This window comes from Cellulomonas sp. NPDC058312, from assembly GCF_042880135.1.
Lineage (GTDB): Bacteria > Actinomycetota > Actinomycetes > Actinomycetales > Cellulomonadaceae > Cellulomonas.
Genome location: NZ_JBHVZE010000004.1, coordinates 128,953 through 146,198 on the forward strand (window position 1 = coordinate 128,953; position 17,246 = coordinate 146,198).

Annotated in this window: 17 protein-coding genes; 3 read left to right on the top strand and 14 right to left on the bottom strand. The window is 74.7% G+C overall.

The annotated features are described in order from the left end of the window. Positions 1-476: 476 nt before the first annotated feature. The 3 genes from ispF to ACFVXN_RS13170 are packed head-to-tail and all read right to left on the bottom strand — an operon-like array spanning position 477 to position 2,234. Positions 477-974, bottom strand: a complete 498-nt coding sequence (gene ispF / locus ACFVXN_RS13160) for a 2-C-methyl-D-erythritol 2,4-cyclodiphosphate synthase (RefSeq protein WP_389232980.1) — start codon at positions 972-974, stop codon at positions 477-479. After that, on the bottom strand, positions 971-1,708 hold the full coding sequence (ispD, locus tag ACFVXN_RS13165) for a 2-C-methyl-D-erythritol 4-phosphate cytidylyltransferase (protein ID WP_389232983.1): 738 nt from the start codon (positions 1,706-1,708) through the stop codon (positions 971-973). The genes ispF and ispD overlap by 4 nt, the downstream gene beginning before the upstream one ends. A 43-nt stretch (positions 1,709-1,751) precedes the next feature. Then, a complete protein-coding gene (locus tag ACFVXN_RS13170; protein ID WP_122148867.1) occupies positions 1,752-2,234 on the bottom strand; it encodes a CarD family transcriptional regulator in 483 nt (160 codons plus the stop codon). A gap of 351 nt (positions 2,235-2,585) precedes the next feature. Between ACFVXN_RS13170 and ACFVXN_RS13175 the strand changes: the two genes are divergently transcribed. Further along, positions 2,586-3,140 carry a hypothetical protein gene (locus tag ACFVXN_RS13175; protein WP_389232986.1) on the top strand — a complete coding sequence of 185 codons (555 nt, stop codon included), beginning with the start codon at positions 2,586-2,588 and terminating at the stop codon, positions 3,138-3,140. Positions 3,141-3,444: 304 nt separating this feature from the next. Here ACFVXN_RS13175 and pstB read toward each other — a convergent pair whose 3' ends face one another. The 6 genes from pstB to ACFVXN_RS13205 form a co-directional block, all read right to left on the bottom strand. After that, positions 3,445-4,224 carry a phosphate ABC transporter ATP-binding protein PstB gene (gene pstB / locus ACFVXN_RS13180; protein ID WP_389232989.1) on the bottom strand — a complete coding sequence of 260 codons (780 nt, stop codon included), beginning with the start codon at positions 4,222-4,224 and terminating at the stop codon, positions 3,445-3,447. A 50-nt stretch (positions 4,225-4,274) separates the two neighbouring features. Beyond that, a complete protein-coding gene (pstA, locus tag ACFVXN_RS13185) occupies positions 4,275-5,240 on the bottom strand; it encodes a phosphate ABC transporter permease PstA (protein ID WP_389232992.1) in 966 nt (321 codons plus the stop codon). A 1-nt stretch (position 5,241) separates the two neighbouring features. After that, positions 5,242-6,255: a phosphate ABC transporter permease subunit PstC gene (pstC, locus tag ACFVXN_RS13190; RefSeq protein WP_389232995.1), complete on the bottom strand. Its 1,014-nt coding sequence runs from the start codon at positions 6,253-6,255 to the stop codon at positions 5,242-5,244. 130 nt (positions 6,256-6,385) lie between these two features. Beyond that, the gene (locus ACFVXN_RS13195; protein WP_389232998.1) at positions 6,386-7,501 is read right to left on the bottom strand and encodes a phosphate ABC transporter substrate-binding protein PstS; all 1,116 of its coding nucleotides are present in this window, start codon (positions 7,499-7,501) and stop codon (positions 6,386-6,388) included. Positions 7,502-7,657: 156 nt separating this feature from the next. Next, positions 7,658-8,374, bottom strand: a complete 717-nt coding sequence (locus ACFVXN_RS13200) for a response regulator (RefSeq protein ID WP_389233001.1) — start codon at positions 8,372-8,374, stop codon at positions 7,658-7,660. Between the two features lie 4 nt (positions 8,375-8,378). Then, on the bottom strand, positions 8,379-9,614 hold the full coding sequence (locus ACFVXN_RS13205; protein WP_389233004.1) for a sensor histidine kinase: 1,236 nt from the start codon (positions 9,612-9,614) through the stop codon (positions 8,379-8,381). 190 nt (positions 9,615-9,804) lie between these two features. On the opposite strand from ACFVXN_RS13205, the gene phoU reads away from it, so the two are divergent. Further along, positions 9,805-10,473, top strand: coding sequence for a phosphate signaling complex protein PhoU (gene phoU / locus ACFVXN_RS13210; protein WP_389233008.1), 669 nt, complete (start codon positions 9,805-9,807; stop codon positions 10,471-10,473). 93 nt (positions 10,474-10,566) lie between these two features. On the opposite strand, the gene ACFVXN_RS13215 is transcribed toward phoU, so the two are convergent. After that, the gene (locus tag ACFVXN_RS13215) at positions 10,567-11,307 is read right to left on the bottom strand and encodes a phosphoglyceromutase (RefSeq protein WP_389233011.1); all 741 of its coding nucleotides are present in this window, start codon (positions 11,305-11,307) and stop codon (positions 10,567-10,569) included. An 89-nt stretch (positions 11,308-11,396) separates the two neighbouring features. Between ACFVXN_RS13215 and ACFVXN_RS13220 the strand changes: the two genes are divergently transcribed. Continuing rightward, positions 11,397-11,837 (top strand): nitroreductase family deazaflavin-dependent oxidoreductase, encoded by a 441-nt coding sequence (locus ACFVXN_RS13220; protein ID WP_389233014.1) that lies wholly within the window; start codon positions 11,397-11,399, stop codon positions 11,835-11,837. Positions 11,838-11,843: 6 nt separating this feature from the next. Here ACFVXN_RS13220 and mshA read toward each other — a convergent pair whose 3' ends face one another. The 4 genes from mshA to ACFVXN_RS13240 form a co-directional block, all read right to left on the bottom strand. Beyond that, on the bottom strand, positions 11,844-13,076 hold the full coding sequence (mshA, locus tag ACFVXN_RS13225) for a D-inositol-3-phosphate glycosyltransferase (RefSeq protein ID WP_389234042.1): 1,233 nt from the start codon (positions 13,074-13,076) through the stop codon (positions 11,844-11,846). Positions 13,077-13,207: 131 nt separating this feature from the next. Then, positions 13,208-14,647, bottom strand: coding sequence for a sugar porter family MFS transporter (locus ACFVXN_RS13230; protein WP_389233017.1), 1,440 nt, complete (start codon positions 14,645-14,647; stop codon positions 13,208-13,210). Next, positions 14,644-15,699 carry a lactonase family protein gene (locus ACFVXN_RS13235; protein WP_389233020.1) on the bottom strand — a complete coding sequence of 352 codons (1,056 nt, stop codon included), beginning with the start codon at positions 15,697-15,699 and terminating at the stop codon, positions 14,644-14,646. Before ACFVXN_RS13235 ends, ACFVXN_RS13230 begins: the two co-directional genes overlap by 4 nt. Positions 15,700-15,901: 202 nt before the next feature. Then, entirely contained in the window at positions 15,902-17,179 is a 1,278-nt protein-coding gene (locus ACFVXN_RS13240) for an ROK family protein (protein ID WP_389233023.1), read from the bottom strand. Positions 17,180-17,246 lie beyond the last annotated feature (67 nt).

The following is a 17,246-nucleotide window of genomic DNA, read 5'->3' on the forward strand; positions in this document are numbered from 1 at the left end:
CACTCCGCGCCTCTGCACCCTGCGCCCCGCGCAGGCGCGCACTGCCATCTCGCCGACGCACCCGCCCGGCGACCCGGCGCTGAGCCCGGCGCGGGTGGCGAGAGGTCACGACACGCTGACCACCGAGGCAGCCCGCCCGCGTGTCGTGACCACTCGTGCGGCGCGCGGGCGGGTGCGGGGGTGCGGGTGCGCGGGCGGGTGCGGGGGTGCGGGTGCGGGGGCGCGGGGGCAGGGGCGGCGTGAGAGGAGTCCGCGCGGCCACCCCGGCGCCGAGATGACACTCCGCGCCTCTGCACCCTGCGCCCCGCGCAGGCGCGCACTGCCATCTCGCCGACGCACCCGCCCGGCGACCCGGCGCTGAGCCCGGCGCGGGCGGCGAGAGGTCACGACACGCTGACCACCGAGGCACCGCACCCGCGTGTCGTGACCTCTCGTGGCGCGTGGCGCGCGGGCGCGCGGGCGGGAGGGCCGGGGGCTCAGGCGGGTGGGGCGACCAGGGCCGTCGCGACGGCGGCGACGCCCTCGCCGCGGCCGGTGAGGCCGAGGCCGTCGGTGGTCGTGGCGGAGACGGACACCGGGGCGCCGGCCGCGGCGGACAGCGCGGCCTCGGCCTCGGCGCGGCGGGGACCGATCTTCGGGCGGTTGCCGATCACCTGGATCGCGACGTTCCCGATCGTGAACCCCGCCGCGCGCACCAGGCGGGCGGCCTCGGCGAGGAGCACGACCCCGGCCGCCCCGGCCCACTCGGGGCGCGAGGTGCCGAACTGCGACCCGAGGTCCCCGATCCCCGCGGCGGCGAGCAGCGCGTCGGCGGCGGCGTGGGCGGCGACGTCGGCGTCGGAGTGCCCGGCGAGGGGCCGCTCCCCCGGCCAGGCGAGGCCCGCGAGGTGCAGCACGGCGTCGGGCGCGGGGTCGGGGTCGTAGGCGTGCACGTCCACGCCGGTGCCCACGCGCGGGAGGCCGCCGCCGCTCACGACCGCACCGCCGCGCCGTCGGTGCGGGCCAGCAGCTCGGCGACCGCGAGGTCCCGGGTGGTGGTGATCTTCATGGCGGACTCCTCGCCGGGGACGACCCAGACCTGCTCGCCGAGCGCCTCGACCAGCGCGGCGTCGTCGGTGGCCGCGGTGGTCTCGTCGGCGGCGCGGTGCGCACCGGCGGCGTGCGCGGCGTCGAGGAGCGCGCGGTCGAAGCCCTGCGGGGTCTGCACGGCGCGCATCGTGGCGCGCGGGACGGTGGCGACGACGGGTGCGGCCCCGTCGACGGGCTCGCCGACCTGCTTGATGGTGTCGGCGACCGGCAGCCCCGGGACGACGGCGCGGTGCCCGGCGCGGACCGCCGCCTCGACGGACCGGATCAGCGCGGGGCTGGCGAGGGCGCGGGCGGCGTCGTGCACGAGGACGACGTCGACGTCGTCCGCCAGCGCCGCGAGGCCGGCCGCGACGGACGCCTGGCGGGAGCCGCCGCCCTCGACGACGGTCACCGGGATCCCGATCCCGGGGCGGACCGGGCCGCCGAGGAGCGCGCGGAACCCGCCGCCGCGCCCGGGCGGGACGGTGACGACCACGGACAGCACGACGCCCGACGCAGCGAGGCGTCGGGCGGCGTGGACGACCAGCGGCACCCCGGCGAGCTCGACGAGGGCCTTCGGCCCGGGCAGCCCGAGCCGCGTGCCGCTGCCGGCGGCGGTGAGGACGGCGGCGGTGGGCACGCGGGTCGGGGTGCGGGGCTTCGGTGAGGTCAGGCGTCCGGTGTCAGGACGCGAGCACCTCGTCGAGGATGGCCTCGGCCTTCTCCTCCTCGGTGTGCTCGGCGAGCGCGAGCTCCGAGACGAGGATCTGACGAGCCTTGGCGAGCATGCGCTTCTCCCCGGCCGACAGGCCGCGGTCGGCGTCCCGGCGGGAGAGGTCGCGCACGACCTCGGCGACCTTGATCACGTCGCCGGAGGCGAGCTTCTCGAGGTTGGCCTTGTAGCGGCGCGACCAGTTGGTCGGCTCCTCCGTGTACGGGGCGCGCAGCACGTCGAACACGCGCTCCAGGCCCTCCTGGCCCACGACGTCACGCACACCCACGAGGTCGACGTTCTCCGCCGGCACCTCGATGGTCAGGTCACCCTGGGCGACCTTCAGCTTGAGGTAGATCTTGTCCTCGCCGCGGATGGTCCTGGTCTTGATCTCCTCGATCAACGCTGCACCGTGGTGCGGGTAGACAACCGTCTCCCCAACAGTGAAAGTCATCTGCAGGTGTCCCCTTTCGCGGACGGCCAGTCTACCACGCGGACTCGGGGGGACTTGGTGGAGATCTCCAGCGTTTGCGCAGGTCAGCGCGTTGCGTGCCGCGTCAGCGATCCGACACGCCGAGCGGCGGAGGTGCTGGACGGGCCCGGCGTGGCTAGTCTGCGACCAGGCCCCCGTGCGACCTCCGGCACCCCCGTGGCGCGCGCCTGACCAGCGGGTTCGTCGCCCTCGGCGGGACGCTCGTGCGCACCGCGCCCCGCCCCACGTAGGCTCGGCGCAGCACGCCGCGCGCGTGCGCCCGACCCCTGCGCGCACCGACGCGCCAGCCCCCGCTCGCACCGAGGAGTCACCGTGGCCCGCAGCCGCTCGTCCGCCCGCCCCGTCGTCATCGGCGCCGCCGTCCTGGCGGCCGTGCTGTCCGGCTGCTCCGTGACGAACCAGATCACCACCGAGAAGCCGTACGCCGCGTCCGACGGCGTCCGCGCGACCCTCGGCGACCTCACCGCGGAGAACCTGCTGCTCGTCGCCGAGGCGGCCGACGGCCCCGCCGCCCTGCAGGGTGCCTTCACCAACCGCGGCGACGACGCCCTGACCGTCGAGGTGTCCACCACCGGGTCCACCGAGCGCGTGCGGGTCGCGGCGGGCGAGACGGTGCTGCTCGGCGGGCAGGACGGCGAGGACGTCGTCCTGGAGACGCCCGACGCCCCCGGCGCCACGACCGAGGTCACGATCGCGACCGGCGCCGGCGGCACCCAGACGGTGCAGGTGCCGGTGCTCGACGGGACGCTCCCGGAGTACACGGACCTGGTCCCGACGCCGGAGCCCGAGCCCGAAATCACGACGCAGGCGACCGAGGAGCCCGCGCCGACCGAGGCCACGACCGCCGAGCCGACCACCGCCCCGTAGCCCCCGTCAGCACCGCGTCCCGCGGGTCGGCAGCAGGCCCCGTCCAGGTCACCCCGGACGGGGCCTGCTGCGTCCCGGCCGGTCGGCGGCGGTACCCTCCAGTCCCGCGACGCCGGCGCGCCGCCACGCTAGACGGCCCGCCGCACCACTCAGGCACCACTCAGGTCCGCCGGCCCCGGCCGACTAGGTGGCCCCGGACGCACCGCAGGCCCCGCCCGGTCGCCCGGGCAGGGCCTGCGTCGTACCGGCCCCCGCGGGGCGACGATCCCCTCCCGTCACGTCGCCCCGGCGGACCCCCCGCGGCTCAGCCGAAGCGGCCGGAGATGTAGTCCTCGGTCGCCTGCTCCTTGGGCGACGAGAACATCGTGGCGGTGTCGTCGATCTCGATCAGCCGGCCGGGCTGGCCGGTGCCGGCGATGTTGAAGAACGCCGTCTTCTCGGAGACGCGCGCCGCCTGCTGCATGTTGTGGGTGACGATCACGATCGTGTACTGCGACTTGAGCTCGGCGATCAGGTCCTCGATGGCGAGCGTCGAGATCGGGTCGAGCGCGGAGCACGGCTCGTCCATGAGCAGCACCTGCGGCTTCACGGCGATGGCGCGGGCGATGCACAGCCGCTGCTGCTGGCCGCCGGACAGGCCGGAGCCGGGGCGGTCGAGGCGGTCCTTGACCTCGTTCCAGAGGTTCGCGCCCTGCAGCGACTGCTCGACGAGGTCGTTCGCGTCGCTCTTGGAGATCTTCCGGTTGTTCAGCCGGATGCCCGCCAGGACGTTCTCCGCGATCGACATCGTCGGGAACGGGTTGGGCCGCTGGAACACCATGCCGACCTGGCGCCGGACGGCGACCGGGTCGATGTCCGAGCCGTACAGGTCCACGCCCTCGACCGCGACGGTGCCCTCGACGCGCGCGCCGGGGATGACCTCGTGCATGCGGTTGAGGGTGCGCAGGAAGGTCGACTTGCCGCAGCCGGACGGGCCGATGAACGCGGTCACCGAGCGGGGCTCGATGGCCATGTTCACGTCGGCGACGGCGCGGAAGCTGCCGTAGAAGATGTTGAGGTCCTTGACGTCGATGCGCTGAGCCATCTCGGTCTCCTTGGGAGGTCTGTCGGGGAGGGGGAAGGGGGGTGGCGCCGTCAGCGGATCTTCGGGGCGAAGAACCGGGTGACGAGGCGGCCGACGAGGTTCAGCAGCATCACGATGAGGAACAGCGTGAGCGCGGCGGCCCAGGCACGCTGGAAGTTGATGTCCGGGATGCAGGCGGCGTCGCCCGGGGAGCACGGGACCAGACCCTGAGAGTACTGCCGGTACACGTAGACCGGCAGGGTCATCATCCGGCCCTCGAACAGGTTGAAGTTGATCGAGTCGACCACGCCGACGGTGAGCAGCAGCGGGGCCGTCTCGCCGATGACGCGGGCGATCGCGAGCATCACGCCGGTGGTCAGGCCGGCGACCGAGGTGCGCAGCACGACCTTGATGATGGTCAGCCAGCGCGGCACGCCGAGCGCGAGCGACGCCTCGCGGAGCTCGTTCGGGACGAGCCGCAGCATCTCCTCGCTGGACCGGATCACCACCGGGATCATCAGCACGGACAGCGCGACCGAGCCGATCATGCCGAACTTCGCACCCGGGCCGAGCAGCAGCGCGAACAGGGCGTAGGCGAACAGGCCCGCGACGATCGACGGGATGCCGGTCATGACGTCCACGAGGAACGTGATGACCTTGGCGAGCGTCTTGCCGCCGCCGTACTCGACCAGGTAGATCGCGGCGAGCAGGCCGATCGGCACCGAGATCAGCGCCGCGAACAGCGTGATCTCCAGCGTGCCGACGATCGCGTGGTAGATGCCGCCGGCGTCCATCCCGCCGAAGACGCCGCGCATCGAGTTGAGCAGGAAGTAGCCGTCGAGCCGGCCGATGCCCTTGGACACGACGGTGTACGTGAGGGACAGCAGCGGCAGCATCGCGAGCACGAACGCCGCGGTGATGAGCACCCGCATCGTGACGTCGGTGCGACGGCGCCGGGTGTCGGTGGTCTGCAGCAGCTCGCGCAGGGACGCGGAGCCGGTCTCCGAGGACTGCGGGGCGGGGGTCGTCGTCGTCATGTCAGTTGGCCCCCGAGAAGTCCTTGCGCCGCGCGACGATCGCGCGGGCGGCCATGTTCACGGCCAGGGTGATGACGAACAGCGCGAGGCCGGTGGCGATCAGCGTGGCGACGCCGGTCTGGTTCGCCTCCGGGAACTGCGCCGCGATGTTGGCGGCGATCGTCTGCTGCTGGCCGGCGGCGAGGAGCTGGAACGAGTAGAGGAACCCGGGCGACAGGATCATCAGCACGGCCATCGTCTCGCCGAGCGCGCGGCCGAGGCCGAGCATCGCGGCGGACACGATCCCGGACCGGGCGAACGGCAGCACGGCCATCCGCACGACCTCCCACTGCGTGGCGCCGAGGGCCAGGGCGGCCTCCTCGTGCAGGCGGGGCGTCTGGAGGAACACCTCGCGGCAGATGGCGGTGATGATCGGCAGGATCATGACGGCGAGCACCACGGCGACGGTCATCATCACGCGACCCGTGGGCGACACGGTGCCGCTGAAGAACGGGATCCAGCCGAACCAGCGACCCAGCACCTCCCACAGCGGCTGCACGACCGGGCTGAGCACCAGGCCGCCCCACAGGCCGTAGACCACCGACGGGATCGCGGCGAGCAGGTCGACCACGTAGCCGAGCGCGCTCGCGAGGCGCCGGGGCGCGTAGTGCGAGATGAACAGCGCGATCCCGATGGCGATCGGTGTCGCGATCAGCAGCGACACCGCGGCGGCGAGCAGCGTGCCGAACACCAGCGGCCCGATGAACCCGAGCAGGCTCGTGTCGTCCGGGAACCAGCTGATCTTGTCCGACAGCACCGCCGCGTCCGCGGTGAGCGCCGGCCACGCGCGCTGCACCAGGAAGATCGCGACCGCGGCGAGGATCACGAGGATCAGCACGCCCGCGGCGGTCGAGACCCAGCGGAACACGCGGCTGCCACCGCGGTCGCCGTGGCCGGAGCGCAGGCGCTTCGCGGTCGCGCCGGGGGGCGCCGCCGGGTCGAGGGACCCCGCGGGGCGGGGCTGAGTGCTGGTCACGCTGTCTCCAGGGGGAGGGGGAGGAGAGAGGGCGTTCTTCGCGCCGAGGGCCGGCCCGCCCGAGGGCGGACCGGCCGTGGCCCGGGCGGGTGCGGCGGCCGGGTCGCGGCCGCCGTCCCCGCCCGGTGGGTCAGGACGCGACGGTGATCGCGTCGATCGACGCCTGGACGTCGGTGCGCAGCGCGTCGGAGATCGGCGCGGAGCCCGCGGCGGTCTCGGACGCCGACTGGCCCTCGGCGGACGCGACGTAGGTGAGGAACGCCTGGATCAGGTCGACCTCCTCCTGCGTCTCGTACGCCTGGCAGGCGACGAGGTAGGACACGAGGACCATCGGGTAGGCGCCGGCCTCGGTGGTCTCGCGGTCGAGCTTGATCACGATGTCGCCCTCGGCGCGGGAGTCGTCGCGCGGGGAGACGTCGAGCGCGGTCGCGGCGCCCTCCTCGGACGGGGCCACCCACTCCTCGCCGACCTTGATCGACGCGACGCCCAGGTCGCCGGCCTTGGAGAAGTCGGCGTAGCCGATGGTCCCCTGGCCGGACTGGACGGTCTGCACCAGGCCGGACGTGCCCTGGCCGGACTCGCCGCCCTCGAGGGCCCAGTCGCCCGAGGGCTCCTCGGTCCACACGCCGCCCGACGCCTTGGACAGGTAGTCGGTGAAGTTCTTGGTGGTGCCCGACTCGTCGAGGCGGTGCACGGGGGTGATCGCCAGGTCCGGCAGGGTCGCGTCGGGGTTCTCCGCGACGATCGCCGGGTCGTTCCACGTGGTGATCGTGTTGTTGAAGACGCCCGCGATCGTGGCGGCCGACATGTTCAGGCTGTCGACGCCGTCGAGGTTGAACACGACCGCGATCGGGGAGACGTAGACCGGCAGGTCCACCGCGGAGGTGCCGTAGCAGCGCTCCTGGGCGGTGACCAGCTCCTCCTCGTCCAGGGCCGAGTCCGAGCCGGCGAACGCCGTGGAGCCCTCGAGGAACGAGGTGCGGCCGCCACCGGAGCCGACCGGGTCGTACGAGACCGTGACGTCGGGGTTCGCGCTCTGGAACCCGGCGCGCCAGGCCTCCATCGCGGACTCCTGCGACGACGCACCGGCGCCGACCAGCTCGCCGGACAGCGAGCTCGCGGCGGTGTCGCCACCGGAGGTCTCCGTCGTCGCGCCGGTCGGGTTGTCCGAACCACATGCCGTGAGGGAGAGGGCGACGACGCCTGCGAGGGCGAGAGCACCCGTACGACCGCGGTTGAGCTTCACAGTGTTTCCGTCCTGTCGTGGCGCAGCGCGCACCCGTCTGTGCGCGCCGGTGACGCCGACGCTAGGGAGCGCAGGTGACGAGCCTGCCCTGCACGGGTGAACCGGAGGTGAACGACCGGCCAATCCTGCGCAGCGCGCGCCGCGGCACCGCGGGGCTCAGGACGGGTCGTCGTCGAGCAGCTTGTAGCCGAGGCCCCGCACGGTGACCAGGAGCGTCGGGGTGCCCGGGTCGGGCTCGATCTTCGCGCGGACCCGCTTCACGTGGACGTCGAGGGTCTTGGTGTCGCCGACGTAGTCGGTCCCCCACACCCGGTCGATCAGCTGGCCGCGGGTCAGCACCCGGCCGGCGTTGCGCAGCAGCAGCTCCAGCAGCTCGAACTCCTTGAGCGGGAACGCCACCGGCTGGTCGCCGACGGTCACGGTGTGCCGCTCGACGTCCATCCGCACCGGGCCCGCGACGAGCACGCCGTCGTCCGGCTCGTCGTCGGCGCCGTCGCCGCCCGCGGCCGCGGGCTGCCGGCGCCGGAGCACCGCGCGCACCCGCGCCAGCAGCTCCCGCGACGAGTACGGCTTGGTCACGTAGTCGTCCGCGCCGAGCTCCAGTCCGACGACCTTGTCGATCTCGCCGTCCTTCGCGGTCAGCATGATGACCGGCACGTCGCTGCGCTGGCGGATCCGGCGGCACACCTCGGTCCCGGACAGCCCCGGCAGCATGAGGTCGAGCAGCACGAGGTCGGCGCCGTGCTCCTCGAACGCCACCAGCGCGTCCGGGCCGGTGGCGGCGGTCGTGACCTCGAAGCCCTCGCGGCCGAGCAGGTAGGCCAGGGGGTCGCGGTACGACTCCTCGTCCTCGACGAGCAGGATGCGGGTCACGGGGTCAGGCCTCCGGGGCGGTGTCGACGGTGCCCGGCGCGCGCACGGCGCCGGCGGACGGGGGGACGGGCGCGGGCAGCGCCGCCGGCTCCGGCACCGCGCCGGGCACGGGGCCCGTCGCGACCGGCAGCCGCAGGGTGAACGTGGAGCCGCGGCCCGGCTGCGACCAGACCTGCACGTCGCCGCCGTGGTCGGCCGCGACGTGCTTGACGATCGACAGGCCCAGGCCGGTGCCGCCGGTGTCGCGGCTGCGGGCCGGGTCGACGCGGTAGAACCGCTCGAACACCCGGTCCTGCTCCTCGGCGGAGATGCCGACGCCCTGGTCGACGACCGCGATCTCGACCAGGCCGTCGCGGACCCGGACGCCGACGCCGACGTGGGTGCCCTCCGGGGAGTACGCGACCGCGTTGTCCAGCAGGTTGCGCACCGCCTGGACCAGCATCGTCTGGTCGCCGAACACCCGCGCGCCGCTCTCGCCGCCGACGTCGAACGCCATCTGCTTCGCGGCCGCACCGGTGCCGGCGCGGTCCACGGACTCCGCGACGACCGCGTCGACGTCCACGACGACGATCTCCTTCAGCGCACCGGCGACCTGCAGGCGGGACAGCTCGAGGATCTCGTGCACCAGCGCGGACAGCCGGTGCGACTCGTTGATCATCCGGCCGGCGAACCGGCGCACGGCCTCGGGGTCGTCCGCGGCGTCCTGCACGGTCTCGGCCAGCAGCGACAGCGCCCCGACCGGCGTCTTCAGCTCGTGCGACACGTTCACCACGAAGTCCCGGCGGATCGCCTCCAGCCGGCGGGCCTGCGTCCGGTCCTCCGCGAGGACCAGCAGCAACCCCGGGCCGACCTGGGCGACGCGCACCTGCAGCATCACCGTGCCCGGGCCCAGCGGGCCGCGCGGCAGCTCGAGCTCCTCGTCCCGGATCACGCCGGTGCGACGGACGTCCGCGATGAGGTCCCGGACCGCGGCGTGCTCGACCGCGCCGTCCCGCACGACGCCGAGCGCGTACGCCGGCGGGCTCGCCCGCACCACCCGGTCCTCGTCGTCGAGGACCACGGCCGCGGACCGCAGCACCGCGAGCACCCGGACCAGGCCGTCGTCGAGCGCGCGCTCCGGCGGCTCCGGCACCCGGTGCTGCGCGCGCTCGCTGAACCGGAACGCCAGCGTCGCGCCGATGCCGGTCACCAGACCGAGCGCACCGGCGGCCAGCACGATCAGACCGTTGAGACCCTCCACGCCGTCAGAGTACGGTCGCATCCGACGTGCTCGGCCCCCGGACGCGTCCCGGCCGCGAGGTGGCGGCAGATGTTCACCGCCGTTCACCGGGGCGCGGCGTGCCGTTCACCCAGGCGTTCACCTCCGCGTGCGAGCGTGGGCCGCCGGACCGATGATGCGCGACACGCGAGCGCGCCCACGAGAGGAAGTCATGCGGGAGATCTTCGACGCCGAGCTCAAGCAGCTCCAGGACGACCTGGTCGCGATGAGCCGCCGGGTCGAGCACGCGATCACGGCCGCCGGCGAGGCGCTGCTGCACCAGGACCTCGCCCTGGCGGAGTCCGTCATCGCCGACGACCTGGCGATCGACGCCCTCGAGCGGGACCTCGACGAGCGCTGCGTCCTGCTGCTCGCCCAGCAGCAGCCCGTCGCCACCGACCTGCGTGTCGTGGTGTCGGCGCTGCGGATGAGCGCGACCCTGGAGCGGATGGGCGACCTCGCCCGGCACGTCGCCCAGGTCGCCCGCGGCCGGTACCCCCGTGCCGCCGTCGACCCGGCGCTGACCGGCGTGTTCACCGAGATGAACGACGCAGCCCGCCGCGTGGCCCAGCGCACCACGCAGGTGCTCACCACCCACGACCTCACCGAGGCCGAGGGCATCGAGCGCGACGACGACCTGCTCGACTCGCTGCACGAGGACACGTTCCGCGTGCTGCTGAGCCCGGGCTGGACGGGCACCCCCCAGCAGACCGTCGACGTGACGCTGCTCGGCCGGTACTACGAGCGGTTCGGCGACCACGCCGTCTCGGTCGCGCGCCGGATCGTGTACCTGGTGACCGGCGACTTCTCGCAGGAGCGCCCCGGCGGCATCACCCGCTGACGCAGCTCCTCCCCCGCACGCTGCGGGAGGCACGACGCAGGGCCCGGACCGACTCGGTCCGGGCCCTGCGTCGTGCTGCGGTGCAGCGGGAGGTCAGCGACCCTGGTTCGCCACCGCGGCGATGGCCTCGGCCGCGGCGTCGGGGTCGAGGTACGTGCCGCCCGGGTTCGTGGGCTTCAGCGTCTCCTCGTCCAGGTGGTAGACGAGCGGGATGCCGGTCGGGACGTTGATGCCCGCGATCGTGGCGTCGTCGACGTCGTCGAGGTACTTGATGATCGCGCGGATCGAGTTGCCGTGGGCGGCGACCAGGGTCGTCTTCCCGGCCTGGAGGTCCGGCACGATCTCGGCGTCCCAGTAGGGCAGCGCGCGGTCGAGCACCTGCTTGAGGGCCTCGGCGCGCGGGATGGGCTCGCCGGCGTAGCGGGCGTCCGTGTCCTGCGAGAACTCCGAGCCGAGCTCGATGTCCGGCGGCGGCACGTCGTAGGACCGGCGCCAGAGCATGAACTGCTCCTCGCCGTACTCGTTGAGCGTCTGCTTCTTGTCCTTGCCCTGGAGCGCGCCGTAGTGCCGCTCGTTCAGGCGCCACGAGCGCTTGACCGGGATCCACAGGCGGTCCGCGGCGTCCAGCGCGTAGTTCGCGGTGGTGATGGCGCGGCGCAGCAGCGACGTGTGAACGACGTCCGGGAGCACGTCGGCGTCGGTCAGCAGGGTGCCGCCCCGCTTGGCCTCCGCGACGCCCTTCTCGGAGAGCGCGACGTCGACCCAGCCGGTGAACAGGTTCTTGGCGTTCCATTCGCTCTCGCCGTGGCGGAGCAGAACGAGGGTGTAGGTCATGGGGTCCATCCTGCCGCACCCGGCGCGCGGACGTCGGGGGACGTTCGGCCCGCGGAACAACGGACGGCCCGCGGCGCGTTCGGGCTGGTATGCCGATCACCGGAGAGTACGAGCCGTCCACCGACACCCGGACCCGTGAGCAGGTGGAGCTGATCGAGAGCTCCGGCGGGACCCGCGGCACCACGATGCGCGGGATGCCCGTCGTCGTCGTCACGATGCTGGGCGCGAAGTCCGGCAAGGTCCGCAAGATCCCCGTGATGCGGGTCGAGCACGACGGGGTCTACGCGGTCGTCGCGTCCCTCGGCGGCGCCCCGAAGCACCCCGTCTGGTACCACAACCTGCTCGCGCACCCGCAGGTCGAGCTCCAGGACGGACCCGCGCGCGGCGAGTACACGGTCCGCGAGGTCACCGGGGACGAGCGCGCCCTCTGGTGGGACCGCTCGGTCGCGGCGTACCCCGACTACGCGGACTACCAGACGCGGACCGACCGGGTGATCCCGGTGCTGCTGCTGGAGCCGGTCCCGGCCTGACCGGGGTCAGCCGCGGGCGCGGCGCTCGGCGGCGAGGGCGTAGACCTTGAGCACCTGCTCGGCGGTCGCGTCCCAGCCGTACTGCTCCGCGACCCGGCGGGCCGCGGCGCGCCACGGGCCCCGGACCGCCGGGTCCGCGAGGGTGCTCGCCAGCACGTCCGCCCACACGGCGGGGTCGTGGCCGCGGACCTGTCGGCCCGAGACCCCGTCGTGCACCACGGACCGCAGACCGCCCACGGCGGACGCGACCACGGGGGTGCCGGCCGCCTGGGCCTCGACGGCGACCAGGCCGAACGACTCGGACCGCGACGGCATCGCCACCAGGTCCGCGGCGGCGAACCAGCGGGCCAGCTCGGTGCGCGACGCCGGCGGCCGGAACAGCACGTCCTGCTCGACGCCCAGCGCGACCGCGAGGGCCTGCAGCTCCCGCAGCGCCGCGGGTCGTCCGCTGGGGCCGCCGAGCACGACGAGCAGCGGTACCGGCCGGCCCGTCGCCCGGAGCACCCCGATGGCGTAGACCAGCACGTCGGGGGCCTTCAGCGGCTGCACCCGGCCGGCGAACAGCACCACGTCGCGGTCGACCGGCAGGCCGAGGTCGCGCCGCAGCGCCGCGCGGTCCCCGGCCCACGGCCGGAAGGTGCTGAGGTCCACGCCCGGCGCCACCACGTGCACCCGGGCCGGGTCCGCGCCGTACATCCCGACCAGGTCCTGGGCCTCCTCGGCGGTGCTCGCGACGAGCGCGTCCGCCGCGGAGACGACCTGCTCCTCCCCGATCACGCGCGTGGGCGGCTCCGGGCTGTCGCCGGGGGCCAGCGCGGCGTTCTTGACCCGCGCCATCGTGTGCATCGTGTGCACCAGCGGGACGTCCCAGCGCTCGGCGGCGAGCCAGCCGACCTGGCCGGACAGCCAGTAGTGCGCGTGCACGACGTCGAACCAGCCGGCCGGCCGGGTGGCCGCGTGCCGGACGACGCCCGCGGTGACGGCGCACAGCTGGGCGGGCAGGTCGTTCTTGTCCAGGCCCTCGTACGGACCGGCGGGGACGTGGTGCACGAGCACGCGGTCGTCGCCCGGGTCGAGCTCGACCGTGTCCGGGAGCGTCGAGGAGGTGGCGCGCGTGAAGATCTCCACGCCGGCACCGCGGCGGGCCAGCGCCCGGGACAGCTCGGCGACGTAGACGTTCATGCCCCCGGCGTCGCCGGTCCCCGGCTGGTCCCGCGGGGAGGTGTGCACCGACAGCATGGCGATGCGCTGCGGGTCGGACGGCACGACGGCTCCTGCGGGACGGGGGTGGACTGCTCCCCATTGTCGACCATCTGGACGGGGTCGCGCGCGGGACGACCGACCCCCGGGACGCCGGGACGGGCGGCGGATCAGGCCCGGGCGGCCCGGAAGTCCGCCTCGAGCTGCTCGAGCGAGCGGTCGCGGGTCTCCGGCAGCACGAACCGCACGAACAGCCACGACAGCACGTTCACGCCCGCGAACAGCAGGAACGTCCCGTTGACGCCGATCCCCGCGACCACGCTCGGGAAGAACCCGGAGATGATCGCGTTCGCCGTCCAGTTCCAGAACACGCTGAGCCCGATCGCGAACCCCCGGACCCGCAGCGGGAACAGCTCGGCCAGGATCACCCAGCAGGCCAGCCCGACGGACGACTGGTTGAACCCCACGAACAGCACCAGGAACGCCGTCACCGCGACCGACCGGCCCGTGCCCTCCGGCAGCGCCGCGGAGCTCAGCGCGATCAGCAGGTGCGACCCGATGATGCCGGTGAGCCCGACGAGCAGCAGCCCGCGCCGGGTCACCCGGTTGATGACGCGCAGGCCGATCAGCATGCCCAGCACCGAGAACACGCCGTTCAGCACGTTCGCGACCAGGGCCACGTCGCCGCTGAACCCGGACTGCCGCAGCAGCTGGGTGCCGTAGTACATGACCGCGTTGATGCCGCCGAGCTGGTTGACCACGGCCACGCCCACGCCGATCAGCACGAGCCGGCGCACCCACGGCAGCCGCAGCTCGGCCCAGCCGCCGTTCCCGCGCTCCCCCGCCGCCTGCTCGGCCTCGACCGCCGTGCGGACCTCCAGCAGCTCGGCGGCGGCGCGGCCCGGGTCGCGCACCTGGCGCAGCACCGCGAGCGCCTCGTCGTCGCGCCCGCGCGCCAGCAGCCAGCGCGGCGACTCCGGCATCCGCAGCATCCCGACGAACAGCGCGACCGCCGGCACCGCCTGGACGGCGAGCATGTACCGCCACACCCCGGGGTGGTCCGACCAGACGGTGCCGATCACCGCGTTGATGACGAACGCCGCGAGCTGCCCGACCACGATCGCGATCTCGTTGCGTCCCGTGATCGCACCGCGGCGCTCGGTGGGCGCCAGCTCCGCCAGGTAGACGGGCACGGTGACGGACGCCCCGCCGACGGCCACCCCGAGCAGGAACCGCACCACGGCCATGACCTCGAACGACGGCGCGACCACGCTGCCGACCGCGCCGAGGAAGAACACCACCGCGAGCGCCACGAGCGTCCGCCGCCGGCCGAGCCGGTCCGCGAGCCGACCGCCCAGCAGCGCGCCGATCGCGGCGCCGACCAGCAGGCTGCTGGTGACCAGGCCCTCGGTCGCGGGCGTGAGCCCCAGGTCGGCCACCATCGGGTCGAGCGCGCCGTTGATGACACCCGTGTCGTACCCGAACAGCAGGCCGCCGAACGTCGCGACGACCGTGATGACGTCGAGCCGGCGCAGGTGCGGGCCCGGCAGCATCGGAGGCAGGGGGCGGCGCGGGGCCGGTGCCGCCGAGGACGCGTCCACGGCGCTCACGCCGCGACGACGCAGGCCGGGGCCGGCAGCGCCACGGTGTGCACCACGGCGCCGTCGCGCAGGACCGTCAGGCTGTCGCCCACCTGGTCGGCGACGACGGTCCAGCCCTCCACGACGGCGAAGTGCCGCGGCCACGCGCCGGGCAGCGCGGTCTGACCGGCGGGCGCGAGCGTGCCGTCGGGGCCGGCGGCGAACGTCGCGAGCACGTCGGTGCCGCGCGTGGCGACCAGCACCCGGTCGCCCACCCGGTCGATGTGCGACGGCAGGGCCTGGCGCCCGGGGCCGGAGCCGTCCTCGGCGGCGGGCACGTGCTGGACGACGCGGCCGGTCGCGCGGGCGACGTCCCACGCCAGCACGGCGACGGTCACGTCCAGCTCGCAGGACACGTAGGCGATCCGGCCGTCCGCGGAGAACACCAGGTGGCGCGGTCCCGAGCCTGGTCGCAGCGTCGCCGCCACGCCGTCGTCGGTGAGGTGCCCGGTCTCCGGGTCACGGCGGTACCGGCGGATCTCGTCGGTGCCCAGGTCGCAGACCAGCACGTGCCCACCGCCGGGTGCCAGCGCCGCGGAGTGCGCGTGCGGGCCCTCCTGGCGGTCGGCGACCGGCCCGGATCCGGCGTGCCCGAGGACCTGCGCGGGACCACCGGGGGCGAGGCCGTCCGCGGTCCGGTCGAGCACCGCCAGGGTGCCCGACGAGTAGTTGGCGACGTACGCCGCGGGCGACGCCGGGTCGAGCAGCACGTGGCACGGGTCCGCGCCACCGCTGGCGACGGTGCCCAGCAGGTCCAGCGTGCGGCGGCCACCCGAGGCGCCGGTCCGGAACGCGGACACGGTGCCGTCGGCGTCCTCACCCACGGCGAGCAGCAGGTCCGCCTGCCGGTCGACGGCCAGGAACGACGGCGCGGGGGTGGCCACGACCAGCTCCGGCTCGCCGAGCCGGCCGGTGTCGGGGTCGAGCCCGACCCGCCAGATGCCCTCGCCGAGCCCGGCGGGGGTGCCCGCGCCGGCCGAGGGGTACGTCCCGATCCACAGGTCGCGCAGGTGCTCCGTCACGGCGAGGACTGTACGCAACCCGACCGACGGCCTCCACCCGCGGCGCCTGCGGGCGTGCGGGCCGCGCGTGCGTGGCGCCGAGATAGGACCGTCCCGGCGAGACAGGGCCTCCGGACGCCCTGTCTCGACGCGGAGGCCCTGTCTCGGCGCGCGGCCGGAGGGGCGGGGCGGGACGGGGCGGGGGGCGGGTGGGGGTCCGGGGTCAGGGGGTGGGGTCGAGCCAGTCGGCGGGGTCGTCGGCGACCGCGCGCAGCACGACCACCGCCGCGCCCGTCATCGCCGCGTACGGTCCCCCGGACGCGACACCCACCCCGGCATCGGCCCACGGGGCCGCGAGCACGCGCGACCGCAGCTGCGCGACCACCGCGTCGGTGAGCCACGGCGCCAGCGGCGCGTAGATGCCCCCGAGCACCACGTGGTCCACGTCGACCAGGTTGACGAAGTTCGCGAGCGCCACCCCGAGGGCGTCCCCGGCCGAGCGCAGGGCACGGGCGGCGCGCTCGTCCCCCGCGGCGGCGGCGTCCAGCAGCGTGTCGACGGGCTCCTCCACGTCGCGCCCGGCCGCGCGCAGCATCGCGTCCTTGCCGGCGTACTGCTCGAGGCAGCCGCGCGCCCCGCAGGTGCACCGCGGGCCCTGCTGGTCGACGACGGTGTGCCCGAGCTCGCCGCTCCAGCCGTGCCGGCCGGCGAACACCTCGCCGTCGAGCACGACGGCGGCACCGATGCCGACCTCGCCGGAGACGTAGAGGAAGCTGTCCCCCGCCGCGCCGGCGCGCACCTCGGCGCGGGCCGCGAGGTTGGCCTCGTTGGCGAGGCGGACGGACAGGCCGTCGACCTCCGGGTGCGCGGCGAGCAGGGCGACGACGTCCACGTCCCGCCAGCCGAGGTTCGGCGCGAGCCGCAGCGGGCCCGTGACGCGGTCCACGAGTCCGGGCAGCGCGAGGCACATCCCGGCGACGCGCGCCTCGGCGGGCAGCGCGGCGCGGACCTCCCCGACCAGGCCGGCGAGCAGGCCGAGCACCCGCGCGGGGTCGCTGTGCCGGAAGTCGCCCGCGGTGGTGCGGTGGGCCAGCACCCGCCCCGCGAGGTCGAGCGCCCGCACGCCGATGTAGTCGACGTTCACCTCGGCGCCCAGACCGGCGACGGTGCCCTCGGCGGGCACCAGCGGCACGGCGGGGCGGCCGGCGCGGGCCGTGACGACCGGGGGCAGCTCGGCGACCAGGCGGGCGCCGATCAGGAGGTCGACCAGCGCGGACACCGAGCCGCGAGTCAGCCCGGTGGCGGTCGCGACGTCCGCACGGGAGGGGGCGCTCGTCGCGAGGCCGCCCTCCCCCTCGGCGCCGGACGCCGCCGCGGCGGCCGGAGCCGCGGCGTCCAGCACGTGCCGCAGGACCAGCGCGAGGTTGTGCTCGCGGAGGCTGCCCTGCCGGGCCGGGGCGCGACGACGTGCGGCGGCGGGGGTGCTCCCGGTCGGCGTCACACGGTTGACCCTAGCCGCTCACCCCGATAAGTTCACTCGTAAGACAAACCTCGACGAGGAGTAGACG